12 protein-coding genes and 1 pseudogene are annotated in these 13,688 nt (G+C 72.9%); 5 read left to right on the forward strand and 8 right to left on the reverse strand.

The features are described 5' to 3' along the window. Both F7P10_RS22210 and F7P10_RS22215 read left to right on the forward strand, forming a co-directional pair. A complete protein-coding gene (locus F7P10_RS22210; RefSeq protein WP_151011850.1) occupies nt 1–564 on the forward strand; it encodes an RNA polymerase sigma factor in 564 nt (187 codons plus the stop codon). Between the two features lie 2 nt (nt 565–566). After that, nucleotides 567–1,784: a hypothetical protein gene (locus F7P10_RS22215; protein ID WP_151011852.1), complete on the forward strand. Its 1,218-nt coding sequence runs from the start codon at nt 567–569 to the stop codon at nt 1,782–1,784. 77 nt (nt 1,785–1,861) lie between these two features. Here F7P10_RS22215 and F7P10_RS22220 read toward each other — a convergent pair whose 3' ends face one another. From F7P10_RS22220 to F7P10_RS42590, 5 genes are all read right to left on the reverse strand, one after another. Next, nucleotides 1,862–2,938 (reverse strand): serine protease, encoded by a 1,077-nt coding sequence (locus F7P10_RS22220; RefSeq protein WP_151011853.1) that lies wholly within the window; start codon nt 2,936–2,938, stop codon nt 1,862–1,864. A 71-nt stretch (nt 2,939–3,009) separates the two neighbouring features. Next, nucleotides 3,010–4,029: a helix-turn-helix domain-containing protein gene (locus tag F7P10_RS22225; protein ID WP_176611608.1), complete on the reverse strand. Its 1,020-nt coding sequence runs from the start codon at nt 4,027–4,029 to the stop codon at nt 3,010–3,012. A 53-nt stretch (nt 4,030–4,082) separates the two neighbouring features. After that, nucleotides 4,083–5,669, reverse strand: coding sequence for a 3-hydroxyacyl-CoA dehydrogenase (locus tag F7P10_RS22230; protein ID WP_151011857.1), 1,587 nt, complete (start codon nt 5,667–5,669; stop codon nt 4,083–4,085). Between the two features lie 106 nt (nt 5,670–5,775). Next, on the reverse strand, nt 5,776–5,985 hold the full coding sequence (locus tag F7P10_RS22235) for a hypothetical protein (RefSeq protein WP_151011858.1): 210 nt from the start codon (nt 5,983–5,985) through the stop codon (nt 5,776–5,778). A 147-nt stretch (nt 5,986–6,132) separates the two neighbouring features. Next, nucleotides 6,133–6,321, reverse strand: a complete 189-nt coding sequence (locus F7P10_RS42590; protein ID WP_176611609.1) for a DNA primase — start codon at nt 6,319–6,321, stop codon at nt 6,133–6,135. 201 nt (nt 6,322–6,522) lie between these two features. On the opposite strand from F7P10_RS42590, the gene F7P10_RS22245 reads away from it, so the two are divergent. After that, nucleotides 6,523–7,731: an acetyl-CoA C-acetyltransferase gene (locus tag F7P10_RS22245; RefSeq protein ID WP_151011860.1), complete on the forward strand. Its 1,209-nt coding sequence runs from the start codon at nt 6,523–6,525 to the stop codon at nt 7,729–7,731. Between the two features lie 63 nt (nt 7,732–7,794). Here the strand turns inward: F7P10_RS22245 and F7P10_RS22250 are convergent, their stop codons facing one another. Continuing rightward, the gene (locus F7P10_RS22250; protein WP_151011862.1) at nt 7,795–8,418 is read right to left on the reverse strand and encodes a TIGR03086 family metal-binding protein; all 624 of its coding nucleotides are present in this window, start codon (nt 8,416–8,418) and stop codon (nt 7,795–7,797) included. Nucleotides 8,419–8,793: 375 nt separating this feature from the next. On the opposite strand from F7P10_RS22250, the gene F7P10_RS22255 reads away from it, so the two are divergent. Both F7P10_RS22255 and F7P10_RS22260 read left to right on the forward strand, forming a co-directional pair. Continuing rightward, nucleotides 8,794–10,941, forward strand: coding sequence for a (Fe-S)-binding protein (locus tag F7P10_RS22255; protein WP_176611610.1), 2,148 nt, complete (start codon nt 8,794–8,796; stop codon nt 10,939–10,941). A 132-nt stretch (nt 10,942–11,073) separates the two neighbouring features. Continuing rightward, nucleotides 11,074–11,850, forward strand: a complete 777-nt coding sequence (locus F7P10_RS22260) for a ZIP family metal transporter (RefSeq protein WP_151011864.1) — start codon at nt 11,074–11,076, stop codon at nt 11,848–11,850. A gap of 88 nt (nt 11,851–11,938) precedes the next feature. Here F7P10_RS22260 and F7P10_RS22265 read toward each other — a convergent pair whose 3' ends face one another. Further along, nucleotides 11,939–12,826: a glycine betaine ABC transporter substrate-binding protein gene (locus F7P10_RS22265; RefSeq protein ID WP_151011866.1), complete on the reverse strand. Its 888-nt coding sequence runs from the start codon at nt 12,824–12,826 to the stop codon at nt 11,939–11,941. Nucleotides 12,827–12,850: 24 nt separating this feature from the next. Continuing rightward, nucleotides 12,851–13,567, reverse strand: a pseudogene (locus tag F7P10_RS22270) (ABC transporter permease); the annotation flags it as partial. Between the last annotated feature and the right edge of the window lie 121 nt (nt 13,568–13,688).

A 13,688-nucleotide genomic window follows, 5' to 3' on the forward strand; every position in this document is an offset into this window, starting at 1 on the left:
GTGACCGCCGCGCCCGAGATCGACGACGCCGCGCTCGTCACCGCGTCCCGCGACCGGCCCGACCGGTTCACGGACGTCTACGACCGGCACTTCCCCGTGATCCACCGGTACGTCGCGGGACGGCTCGGCGCCCAGGCCGCGGAGGACGTCGTCGCCGAGACGTTCCTCGCCGCGTTCCGCCGCCGGGCCACGTTCGACCCCGCGAAGGGCGACGTCCGGCCCTGGCTGTTCGGCATCGCGACCAACCTCGTCGCGCAGCACCGCCGCGCCGAGACCCGCCGCTACCGGGCGCTGGCCCGCCTCGGCGCCGAACCGGACGCGGCCGGCCACGAGGACCGCGTCGCGACGGCCGTGACGGCCGCCCGGATGCGGCCGAGCCTGGCGCGCGCGCTGGCCGGGCTGTCGCGCAAGGAGCGCGACGTCGTGCTGCTCGTCGCGCTGGCGGAGCTGTCCCACCAGGAGATCGCGGCGGTGCTCGGCATCCCGTTCGGCACGGTCGGATCCCGGCTGAACCGGGCGCGGCGGAAGCTGCGAGCGGCCCTCGCCTCGACGCAAGGAGAATGACCATGGACGAAATGCGGGCGATCGCCGAGATGCTGGACGAACCCCCCACCCGGACGGCCGAGGACGAGGGGCGCCGCCGCCTGCGGGCGGAGATCGCGCACCCGGGACGGGCGACGGGACGGGCGCCGGGACGCGCGGGCGGCCCCGCGCGGGTGCGCTTCGGATGGCCGGTCAAGGCCGGGCTCGGCGTCGTCGCGGCCGGTGCGGCGGCGGCCGTCGCGATCGCGGCCACCGGATCCGGGACGCCGGAGTCCCCGGGCGGCCCCGGCGGGACGCGGGCCGCGCCCGTCGACCTCGGGAAGCAGGCCGTCCTGGCGGCGGCCGAGAACGCCGCGCAGCAGGAGACGGGCAAGTACTTCTACATCCATTACACCGACGGGCAGTCGTACGTCGTGCCCGCCGGGACCGGCTCGTACGCGATCGCCGGTGCGCGCAGCGAGACCTTCATCGCGGCCGGGCTGGAGTCCGGCGGGAAGGTGACGTTCTACGGGCGCGAACCCGGCCCCCGGCTGTGGACGCCGCAGGACGAGGCGCTGTGGAAGAAGGCCGGATCCCCGCCGAAGCTCAAGGTGTGGTCGAGTGACAAGTGGCTCACCTTCGACATGGCGAAGAAGCCGCCGTGGACGCCGTCCGGCACCGACACGCACAGCGAGTGGCTGGGCGACTACACCATCGAGGGGCTGCAGAACCTGCCGGCCGACCCGCAGCGGCTCGCGAAGAGGCTCCTCGACGAGAAGAACTTCCCCGAGGCCGGCAGGGTCTGGGAGGCGGGAGCGCCCGTCACCGAGCAGATCACCCGGGAGCAGTTCATGGCGGGCACGAAGATCCGGGCGGTCGGCTGGCGCCTGGGCGGGCTGCCCATCCCGCCGAAGGTGCGGGCCGCGCTGATGAAGGCGCTGATGGCCGAGCCCGGGGTGCGGGCCGTCGGCGCGACCACCGACCCGCTGGGCCGCGAGGGCGTCGCGCTGGCGTCCGGGGACCGGACGGTCGAGGTCACCGGCGAGTTCGGCACGCCGCCGGAGAACCAGGGCACCTACGGCAGCCGGGAGGAGATCGTGTTCGACAAGGCGACCGGCGACGTCCTGGCCATGCAGAACGTGCTGACCAAGCCCGGCGGCCCCTACAAGGACCGCGAGCCCGGCTTCATCATCGACTACCAGGCCGTTCCCGACATGGGCTGGAGCGACACCGTGCCCGCCCCGCCCGAGAAACTCTCGTAGATCACGACGTCGGGTCGGCCGGGCGGGTGCCCGCCCTCGGTTCGGGAGACCGGGGCCGGGCACCCGCCCGGCGGGCGTCAGTCGGTGTGGACGGCGTCGCGGACGTTGATGGCCGCCGTCCCGAGCGTGGGGCCGTACTCCCACGCGTCGTTCCCGTAGTGCCAGGCGTTGTGCCCGATGATGTACCCCCAGCCCCGGGAGAGCGGCATCTCGGTGATCCAGGGCCCGCCGCTGGAACCGCCGCCCATGTCGCAGCCGATCCGCTTGTAGAGGGCGTCCGAGGCGGCGTAGCCCACGCAGAACCGGAGCTTGTTGGAGCTGATCCCCGAGCGCGCGGGGTGCGTGTTCTGCGGGTAGCCGAACGCCCGCGTGTCGTGGAACGTCGTCTCGTTGTAGCCCTCGCCGAACCGGTAGCCCTGGTAGCCGACCACGTCGCCGACCCGGCGGCCGTTGTTGAGGTTCAGCGCGAGCGCGCCCATGTCGTACCGGGAGTTCTTGCCGTCGAAGTAGCCGTTCGGCGCGGCCCACGACCGGGCCGTCCAGGTGCCGTGCGGGCGCTTGCCGTCGTGGAAGTCCGGGACGAACGTGAAGTTCGAGTGCCAGTTGCGCGCGCCGTCGGTGACGCAGTGCCCGGCCGTCCAGATCGTGTTGCGATTGGACGAGTTGATCGTGGCGGCCGAGCAGTAGTAGCCCTTCCCGTTGCGGGTGTAGTACAGCTTCCCGACGGTCTGGGCGGGAAGCCGTCCGTGGTCCGCCCAGATCTTCGAGATGGAGAAGTAGGTCAGCGCCTTGGTCCCGACGGCCGGGTCGCCGGAGCCGGCGCCCGGACCGGCGGCGGGCGGGATGTGCCCGTCGCCGGACTCGGGTTCGGCCACCGGTGGCTCCGCGGCGGCCGCCCGCGCGGACTCGGCGGCCTCGGCGGGCGACACCACGGGGGCCGGTGTCGGCAGCGCGGCGGCCATCCGCTCGGGGGTCCAGTACTCCTCCACCCGCGCCGCCGACCGCGCGGCCCCCGCGCCGGTGGCCGAGCCGGTGGCGGCGTCCCAGAGGCTTGCCGCGGGCGTCTCCCGCGGCTGCGCCGCGGCCGCCGGGCCGGTGGCCGTCGCCGCCACCGCGAGCAGGGTCGTTCCGAGGACGGTGAAACGTCGTGTCATCACGTGTTGATCTTCAACGTGATCGGCGGGGAAGTCCTTGCCCTGCGGTCGACGGTTCCTTGACGATCCGTCTACACGGTGTCGGCACTCCACGGTGTCCGCGTAGGTGTCCGCGCGCCCGCGTCCAGGGCCCGTTGCCGGTAGTCGCTCGGCGACATCCCGAACGCGTCGCGGAACGTCCGCGTGAACGCCGAATGGTGCGTGAACCCCCACATCGCGGCGATGCGGTGGACCGGGACGGCGCGCAGCGCGGGATCGGCCAGCGCCAGCCGGGCGCGTTCGAGCCGCCGCAGCCGGATCCACGCCGCGACCGTGCGGCCCTCCGCGCTGAACAGCCGGTGCAGGTAGCTCACGGAGACGTGGTGCGCGGCGGCGACGGCGGCGGGGGTCAGCCCCGGGTCCTGGAGGTGCCGGTCGATGAACTCGTGCGCCCGCAGCAGCAGCGTCCGCCCGCGGGCCTCGCCCGGCTCCCCGGCGTCGATCGCGTGGGCGAGGAGCGCCGACACCAGGTCGGTGAGGACGGTCGCGAGGCGCGGGCCGTCGGACGCGCCGTAGCCGCCCGGGGCCGCGATGATGTTCGCCAGCGTTCCCGCCAGCAGCCCGCCGACCCCGTCGCGGCCCGGCAGCGGCGGTCCGACCGCCCGGCCGATCTGGTCGCGCGGCACCGACAGCGGCCGCTTCGGGACCACGACCCCGACCGACGCGAACCGGCCGGAGCCGCCGGCGAGGCGGATCTCGGCGGGACGGGACGAGTCGTGCGCCGTCCACTGCCCGGGCCCGTACCGGAACTCCCGGCCGTCGCAGCCGACCTCGGCGTCCCCGTGCAGCACCAGCGACAGGTACAGCACCTCGGGATCGGACCGCCGGATCAGCTCCGGCGTCCGGCGGACGGTCGCCGCGCTCGTCGTGGTCACCAGGACGGTCACCGCGTCGGGGCCCGTGCCGAGTTCCAGCGCGCGCTCGGCCGCCTCGAAACGGTCGGGGTCGCCGGTCAGCTCCACCGGGGCGCGCGACCGGCTCACGAGCTCCCGCCAGTAGCCGATCCGGTCCGCGCGGGCCACGTCCGCCGTCCGGAACACCGTCTCGATCAACCGAACCTCCGTTCGCCGTCCGGGCGAACTCCCGCCCCGCCCGCCGGCGGGGGTCAGCGCGTCAGGTCGGCCGGGCGGGTGCCGGTCCCGGTCAGCGGCAGGCCGAGGCCGGCCCGCTCGGTCAGCCACGTGGACGGCCGGTAGCGCGGGTCGCCCGTGCCGAGCGACAGCCCCTCCAGGATGTCGAGCACCACCTCGGCGCCCACGTGGTCGCCCCACTCGAGCGGCCCGCGCGGGTAGCCGAGGCCGAGCCGGACGGCCGTGTCGATGTCCGCCGGGCGCGCGAGGTCCTGTTCGGCGATCCCGCACGCGACGTTCACGATCGAGGCCAGCAGCCGCTGCGCGACGGGCGCCGGACCGTCCCGGACGACGCTCACCGGGCGCCCGGTCGCCGCGAGCGCCGCGAGCGCCGACCGTCCGGCGGCCCGGTCGACGGCCGGGTGCACGCCGAGCGTGAGGCGGGTGAAGAACCCGCCGAGCGGGTCGACGCTCAGCGTCCGCTCCACCGGCAGGCCCGCCCGGACGGCGACCGCGCCGCCCGGCTCCCCGTACGGCGTCACCAGCACGATCGCCCGGTCCGACGGCGCGTCCCCCTGCTCGACCTCGACGTCCGCCGACGCCAGCAGCGCGCCCAGCGTCTCCCGCGCGCCCGGCTCGGCGCCGTCCTCGCCCGGCTCGCCCTGGTGGATCCACACGGGCCGCCGCTCGGCGTCCGCGGGCACCGGCGCCTCCGCGGGCTCCCGCTTCGCACCGTCCACGTAGGTGTAGAAGCCCGCGCCCGCCTTGCGGCCCAGCAGCCCGGCCTCCAGCCGGGCCCGCCCGACGCGGGACGGGCGGAGCCGCGGCTCCGTGTAGAAGCCCGTCCACACGCTTTCCATCACCGGGTGCGAGACGTCCATGCCGGTCAGGTCGAGCAGCTCGCACGGCCCCATCTTGAGGCCCAGGACGTCGCGGGCGATGCGGTCCAGGTCCACCGGTTCGGCGGCGCCCTCCGACAGGATCTGCAGTGCCTCCGTCACCAGCCCGCGCCCCGCGTGGTTCACCAGGAAGCCGGGCGCGTCCGGCGCCCGCACGGGCTCGTGGCCGAGCCGCCGGACGAGCGCGGCGAGCGCGTCCGGGATCCACCCGGCCGTCCGCGCGCCCGGGATCACCTCGACCAGCCGCATCAGCGGCACCGGGTTGAAGAAGTGCAGGCCCGCCAGCCGCGACGGGTCCGCGAGGGCCGCCCCGATCGCCGTCACCGGCAGTGAGCTGGTGTTGGTCGCCAGGACCGTCTCCGGCGGGCACGCCTTCTCCAGCGCGGCGAACAGCTCGCGCTTGACGTCCATGTCCTCCCGGACGGCCTCCACGACGAGCTCGCACTCGCCGAGCGGCGTCAGCGGCTCGCCCACCGGACGCAGCCGGTCCTTCGCCGCGGCCGCGTCGGCGGCGGCCATCCGGCCCTTCGCGACGAGCCTGTCGAACATCGCGGAGACGTGCTCGACCGCGTCCCGGACGGCGTCCTGCCGCACGTCCGCGAGCTCCACGGTCACGCCGCCCGCCGCCGCGAGCTGCGCGATGCCGCGCCCCATCGCCCCGGCGCCGATCACCCGGATCGTCCGCACGTCCCGAGCCCACCGCTCGGCGTCGCCCTGCACCATGCCGTCTCCTCGCCCGCGTCCGTCCGCACGATGCTACGGGCGTCCCCGATGCCGGACTCGTCCCGGTACGTGTTGCGTGGGGCGGGGCGGGCGTCGTGCGGAGCCGTCAGTAGCCGTTGCCCCCGTCCTCGTCGTCTTGCTCCTGCTCCTGTTCCTGGTCCTGCTCCTGGTCGCCGTCCTCGTCGCCGCCTCCGCCGCACCCGGCGGTCACGGCGGCGGTGGCGCCCAGCACCCCGGCCGCCGCCACCGCCGGCAGCGACGCCGGTGCCAGCGCGGTCACCACGGCGAGCAGCGTCTTGATCAGTTTCGTCGGCACCCCGGCCATCGAGCCCCCCAAATCCCGGTGAACGGCGGCGCCCCGGATCGGGACGCCACGGGGGTGCTACCCCGGGCGCCGCCCGTCTCACGCGTCCGGCCGGGGCGGCGGGCGCCGGCACCCGTGCGGCGCCGGCGCCCGCCCGGATCAGTCGTCGCCGGAGCCCTCGTCCCCGTCGTCCCCGCCGTCGTCGTCCCCGCCGTCCCCGTCGTCCTCGACGGCGCATCCGGCGGACGCGACGGCGGTGATGCCCAGCGCGCCGACCACGGCGACCGCGGGCAGCGTCGCCGTCGTCACCGCCGTCAACGCGGCGAGGAACATCTTGCGAAATTTCATCGGCAACCCGGCCATGGGTCCCCCAAAGGTGAGAGTTGACCGGCAAGGTAACAATGCGGGACGCCCGGCGGGAGGGGCGTTCGCGGCCCGCCCGGCTTCTTGGCCGAAGCTCCACTGGGCGGAAGCCCCCCGGCCACTCACCCGAAACGACCCCATAACCTGCGGAGTGCGCCGCCACTTGTCGAGTTGAGGAGCGTGCACATGCGCGAAGCGGTCATCTGCGAGCCGCTGCGGACCCCCATCGGCCGGTTCGGCGGGGTGCTGCAGCCGGTCTCGCCGGCCGAACTGGCCGCCACCGTCATCCGGGCGCTCGTCGAGCGCACCGGCCTGCCCGGCGACGCGATCGACGAGGTCATCCTCGGACAGTGCAACCCGAACGCCGACGCCCCCGCGATCGGCCGCGTCGCCGCGCTGGACGCCGGGCTGCCCGTCGAGGTCGGCGGCACCCAGCTCGACCGCCGCTGCGGGTCCGGGCTCCAGGCCGTCCTGAACGCCGCCATGCAGATCCAGACCGGCGTCAGCGACGTGATCATCGCGGGCGGCACCGAGAGCATGAGCAACGCCCCCTTCTACACGACGAAGGCGCGCTGGGGCGTGCGCGGCCCGTCCATCGAGCTGCACGACGCGCTCGCGCAGGGCCGCGTAACCGCGGGCGGCGTCGACCACCCGGTGCCCGGCGGGATGATCGAGACCGCCGAGAACGTGCGGCGCGAGTACGGCATCGGCCGGGAGGAGCAGGACGAACTGTCCGTGCGGTCGCACGCGCGGGCGGTCGCAGCCCAGCGGGACGGGCGTTTCGCCGACGAGATCGTCCCCGTCACGATCAAGGGCCGGAAGGGCGACACGGTCGTCGACACCGACGAGCACCCGCGCCCCGACACGTCCGTCGAGGGGCTCGCCAAGCTGCGTCCCGTCCTCGGCAGGAACGACCCCGAGGCCACCGTCACCGCCGGGAACGCCAGCGGGCAGAACGACGCGGCGGCCGCGTGCGTCGTCACGACGCCCGAGCGGGCCGCCGAACTCGGGCTGCGCCCGCTCGTCCGGCTCGTCTCGTGGGGGCGCGCGGGCGTGCCTCCGCGCACGATGGGCATCGGACCGGTTCCGGCGACCGCGAAGGCGCTGGCCGCCGCCGGGCTGTCCCTCGACGACATGGACCTGATCGAGCTGAACGAGGCGTTCGCCGCGCAGGTCCTCGCCGTCGCCCGCGAATGGGGGCTCAAGGACGGCGACTGGGACCGCGTCAACGTCAACGGCTCGGGCATCTCGCTCGGCCATCCCGTCGGCGCGACCGGCGCCCGCATCCTGGCGACGCTCGCCCGCGAGATGGACCGCCGCGAGGCCCGCTACGGGCTGGAGACCATGTGCATCGGCGGCGGCCAGGGCCTCGCCGCGGTCTTCGAACGGGTCTGACGGGCCCGCCCTTCTCGCCTGTCCCGCCGTCCCGTCCGTTCCGTCCGGGCCCCGGCCGCCGCTTCAGGTGGCCGGGGCCCGGCGCGCCGGGGGCGTGTACGCCGGGGTCCAGGACGGGTCGCGCCCGGTCATGGCGATCAGCCGGTCGAGCGGCGCCGTGCCGTCCGGCACCGGGACGGCCGGGCCGAACAGGCCCTCGATCGCCGCGCCGCCGCTCTCCTCGACGGCCGGGCCCACGAACGCGAGGCACGCCTCGACCTCGTCCGTCCCGGCCTCGTAGGGCTGGCCGGTGGCGCGGGCGACGTCCCAGCCGTGCACGACGATCTCGTTCAGCGCGACGTGCCCGGCGGCCTCGCCCGGCAGCTCGACGCCCCCGGCCTCGGTCATCCCCTCCCAGGCCGCCGGGTCCCGCCACGCCGCGGCGAGGCCGTCGAGCGCCGCGGGGATGCGGGCGCGCCAGTCGGCGGGAAGGCGCGACCCGTCGGAGTCCGGCGCGGAGGAGCCCTCGGGCCAGTCTTTGGTGGCGGCCCGTGTGAACGCGTCCGCCAGCCCGTGGACGTGGTCGAGGAGCGTGGCGAGGTCCATGTCCGCGCACGGCGTCGGCACGGCCAGCGCGGAGTCGGGGATCGCGGCGAGCAGCCCGGCCAGCCGGCGGGCGGCGGGGCCGTGGTCGATGGTCGGCGTCATGGTGCCTCCTGCGTGGACGGCGGGCCCGGCCGGCCGGCCGGTGTCCCGTTCTTCAGGATGCGGACTCGCGGACGGCGCGGAACTCATCGATCGTCGGAGCGGCGAATCCGGTGGCGGCGCGGAAGGCGGGGAAGAAGGAGGACGGGCTGTGCGCGCGCACAGATCCGTTGTGTCGGAACAGCGGAGATCTGTTCGGCCGTGGGCGATGTGTACCGGGGAAGGAGGCGCCGGGTACGCTCCGTCCGGGTCTGCGATGGTGCCGACCTGCGTGTGACGCATAAGCTACTACCGAGTAGTATTCGGGACCCGGATGAGGCGCAGTCTGTCACGAGCCCTACGCTGGCTGCCATCGCCCGTACCCAGGAGGACGGAACAGTGTACTGGATCACGTTGATCATCGGGCTCGCCGGACTGGCGGTCACGTTGGCGCTCGCGGGGCGGCGGGTGCTGTTCCTGTACAAGACCGCCATGGTCGGGCAGCCCGACCCGGAGCGGACGCTGCAGGTCAAGCGGGAGCCCAAGGCCGCGGTCGAGGGCCAGGCCGTCGAGGTGCTGGGGCAGCGCAAGCTGCTGAAGTGGACGATCGCCGGCGCCGCGCACTTCGCGGTGATGTGGGCGTTCTTCCTGCTCGCCACGGTCTATCTCGAGGCGGCCGTGCAGCTGCTGTTCGGGCTGGACGCGCACATCCCGTTCCTGCAGACGTGGGGCCCGATCGGGTTCGTCCAGGACACCATCGCGCTGGCCTGCTTCTTCGGCCTGGTCACCTTCACCGCGATCCGGTTCAAGAACTCGCCCAAGCGCATCGGCCGCAAGTCCCGGTTCTCCGGCTCGCACCTGTCGGGTGCGTGGATCACGCTGTTCATGATCTTCAACGTGATCTGGACGATGTTCTTCTTCCGGGGCGTGGAGGTCGCGCGCGACAACTTCGGCTACAGCGGCGCCGCGTACTTCTCGCACCTGAGCGGGAAGCTGTTCGAGGGCATGTCGGATGACACCCTGCACGTGCTGGAGGCCGTCGGGCTGCTCCTGCACATCGGTGTCGCGTTCGTCTTCCTGGTCTTCGTCGTCAACTCCAAGCACCTGCACATCTTCCTGGCCCCTTTGAACGTGATGTTCAAGCGCCGCCCGGACGGTCTGGGCGCGGTGCAGCCGATGATGTCGGGCGGCAAGCCGCTGGACTTCGAGGAGGCCGACCCCGACGAGGACGTCTTCGGCCGCGGCAAGATCGAGGACTTCACCTGGAAGGGCTTCCTGGACATGGCGACCTGCACCGAGTGCGGTCGCTGCCAGTCGCAGTGCCCGGCCTGGAACACCGGCAAGCCGCTGTCGCCCAAGATGGTCATCCTGGAGCTGCGCGACCACGCCCTGGCCAAGGCCCCGTACATGCTCGCCTCCGAGGACGAGCGCGAGAAGTTCACCGACGAGCAGAAGCTCGCCATGCAGGTGGACAAGGAGCTGGTCGCCGACGACGGCGTCATCCACCCCGACGTCCTGTGGTCGTGCACCAACTGCGGCGCGTGCGTGGAGCAGTGCCCGGTCGACATCGAGCACATCGACCACATCCTGGACATGCGCCGCTTCCAGGTGATGATCGAGTCCTCGTTCCCCTCCGAGGCCGGCGTCATGCTGAAGAACCTGGAGAACAAGGGCAACCCGTGGGGCATGTCGGAGATGAAGCGCCTCGAGTGGATCGAGGAGCTGGACTTCGAGGTCGAGGTCGTCGACGACAAGCTCCCGGAGGAGACCGAGTACCTGTTCTGGGTCGGCTGCGCGGGCGCCCTGGAGGACCGGGCCAAGAAGACCACCAAGGCCGTCGCCGAGCTGCTGCACATCGCGGGCGTCAAGTTCGCGGTGCTCGGCCCGATGGAGGCCTGCACCGGTGACCCGGCCCGCCGCCTGGGCATGGAGTTCGTCTTCCAGATGCTCGGCCAGCAGAACGTCGAGACGCTCAACGACGCCGGGGCGAAGAAGATCGTGGCGACGTGCCCGCACTGCTTCAACACCCTGGCCAACGAGTACCCGCAGATCGGCGGGGACTACGAGGTCGTCCACCACACCCAGCTGCTCGCGCACCTGGTCGAGGAGGGCAAGCTCACCCCCCTCGCCCCGATCGAGGAGAACATCACCTACCACGACCCCTGCTTCCTGGGCCGGCACAACAAGGTCTACAAGCAGCCGCGCGACATCATGGCGACCGTCCCCGGCGTCAAGACCCAGGAGATGCACCGGCACAAGGACCGCGGCTTCTGCTGCGGCGCCGGCGGCGCCCGGATGTGGATGGAAGAGCGCATCGGCAAGCGCATCAACACCGAGCGCGTCGACGAGGCCCTGGAGACCAACCCCGACACCGTCTCCACCGCCTGCCCGTTCTGCCTGGTCATGCTCGGTGACGCGATCAACGAGAAGAAGAACGCCGGCGACGCCAAGGAAACCCTCGAGGTCGTCGACGTCTCCCAGCTGTTGATCCGCTCCATCAAGGGCGAAGGCACCGCCCCCGAGAAGGAGCCCGTCGCCGCCGAGTAACGCTCGCAAAGGCGCACACGGCCCCGTCCCCGGCTCGTCCGGGGGCGGGGCCGTCCCCTTGCGGCGGATGGTCAAGCGTTCTGTAGCGGGCCATGGACGCGTGGGAAGGTGCACGCGGGTAGAGATCGGGCCATGGCCGTCCTGGTGTCCGTGCTCGCGTTCTTCATGGCGCTCGCGGGCGGCCTCGCCGCCATGCGCGTCCGCGACCACCGGCACCTCGTCCTCGGCCTCGCGGGCGGCCTCATGCTCGGCGTCGTCGCGTTCGACCTCGTCCCCGAGTCCCTCGAACTCTCGGGCGCGCACCCCCTCGGCGTCCCCGCCCCCATGATCGCGTTCGCCGCGGGGTTCCTGCTGCTCCACGTCGTCGAGCAGGCCGTCGCGATCCACCGCGCCCACGAGGACGAGTACGCCCCGCACGAGCACCCGGCCGGACGCCCGCACGGCCATGGGCACGGTCACGCGCCGGGCGGTGGCTCCAGCATCGGCCTCGTCACCGCGTTCGCCCTCGTCACCCACAGCCTCCTCGACGGCATCAGCATCGGGCTCGGCTTCCAGGCCGGGACGGACGTCGGCGCCGTCGTGGCGCTCGCCGTCGTCACCCACGCCTTCGCCGACGGGTTCAACACCTTCACCGCCGCGTCCCTGCGCCGCACCGACCGGCGGCCCGCCCTCGCCCTGCTGCTCGCCGGCGCCGTCGCCCCCGTCGCGGGCGCCGCGCTCACCACGCTCTTCACCGTCCCCGACGCCGTCCTCGGCACCTACCTCGGCCTGTTCGGCGGCATCCTGCTGTACCTGGCCGCCGCCGAGATCCTCCCCGAGGCGCACAGCCGGCACCCCCGCGTCCTCACCCTCTGCGCGACCGGCCTGGGCCTCCTCGTCGTCCTCCTCGTCGCCGGGCTCGCGCACTGAGCCGTCCGGGAACGGCAGAGGGCCGTCCGGTTCGCACCGGACGGCCCTCTGACACCGGCCGGACGCGCGAGCGCCCGGCGGTCCGCGATCAGCCCGTCATGGACGTCGCGAAGTTCGGGTTCGCCTTCAGCCACTCGTCCACGGCCTGCTCGGGCTTGCCCTTGTGCTTGTTCTCCATGAGGTCCTCGAGCGACCCCAGCTGCTCGTCGTTCATCTTGAACTTCTTGAGCCAGCCGGCGACCTCCGCCTGGTCCTCGCTGAAGCCCTCGCGCGCGACGTTGAAGATCCCGTCGGGCTTGCCCATGGCGCCCTTCGGGTCCTTCAGGTCACGGATGGGGAACTTCGCGTAGGCCCAGTGGGGACGCCACAGGGTCACGACGATGTTCTCCTTGGCCTCGATGGCCTTCTCCAGCTCGGTGAGCATCGCCGGCGTCGACGACGTCTTCACCGTCCAGTCCTCGTCGAGTCCGTACGCGGGCAGCATCTCCTCCGAGGACACCCGGTACAGGCCCGAGCTCTGCTCGATGCCGACGATCGTCCCGTCGTACTCCCCGTGCTTGCCCTTCAGGTCCTCGAGGGACTGCAGCGGCGAGTAGTCCGGCACGGCGATCGTCAGCGGAGCCGAGTCGTACCACGACCCGACCTTCTCCAGCTTGTCGCCGTACTGCTCCCAGTAGTCCGCGTGCGTGCCGGGCAGCCACGCGTCGAGGAACAGGTCCACGTCGCCCTGCGCCATGCCCGTGTAGAGCGGCCCGGTGTCGAGCGTCTTGATCTCGACCTCGTAGCCCTTGTCGGTCAGCAGCCGGTCCCACAGGTGCGTCGCGGCCTCGCCCTCGGCCCAGCCCGACACCATGCCGATCGTGATGCTCTTGTCGTCCCCGCCGGAACCGCCCTCTTCCGACCCGCACGCCGCGGTGCCGAAACCGAGCGTCAGAGCCATGGCCCCGACCGCGAGACCCTTGAATTTCAGGCGCATGCCCGTCCTTTCCTTGTGATGTGGTCAGCCGCCCGCGCCCGCGGCCGCCGACGCGCGCGAGACGCTCGAACGGTCACCCAGGGCACCGGTGACCCGGTCCAGGAAGATGGCGAGCACGACGACGGCGATGCCGCCCTCGAACCCGGTGGCGACGTCCACGCGCTGGATGCCCTGCAGCACCACCTCGCCGAGGCCGCCCGCGCCGACCATGCCCGCGATCACGACCATGGACAGCGACAGCATGATCAGCTGGTTGACGCCCGCCATGATCGACGGCATCGCCAGCGGGATCTGGATCCGCGTGAGGATGCGGCCCGGCGGCGTCCCGAACGCCTCACCGGCCTCGACCATCTCCGGGTCGACACCGCGGATGCCGAGCTCGGTCAGCCGCACGCCGGGCGGCAGCGCGAAGATCACCGTCGCGACCATGCCCGGCACCACGCCGATGCTGAAGAAGAAGATCGCCGGAATCAGATAGACGAACGCCGGCATCGTCTGCATGAGGTCCAGGATCGGCCGCGCCACCCGGCTCACCATGTCGTTGCGCGCCGCCGCGATGCCCAGCGGGATCGAGATGAGCACCGCCACCAGCGCCGACACCAGCACCAGCGCCAGGGTGTCCATCGCGGGCTCCCACAGCTCGATGCTGTCGATCAGCGCGAACCCGAGCAGCGCGAAGACACCCACCTTCCAGCCCGCCACGAACAGCCCGATGAGCGCGAGGACCGCGACCACCACCAGCGGCGGCGGCGCGAGCAGCCCCTCGGCGAGGCCCTCCACGGCCGCCTCGCCGACCGACCCGATCGAGTCGAACAACCAGTTCAGGTTGTCGGTGCACCAGTCCACGATCGTGGCGAACCAT

It is taken from the genome of Actinomadura sp. WMMB 499 (assembly GCF_008824145.1).
Taxonomy (GTDB): Bacteria; Actinomycetota; Actinomycetes; order Streptosporangiales; family Streptosporangiaceae; genus Spirillospora.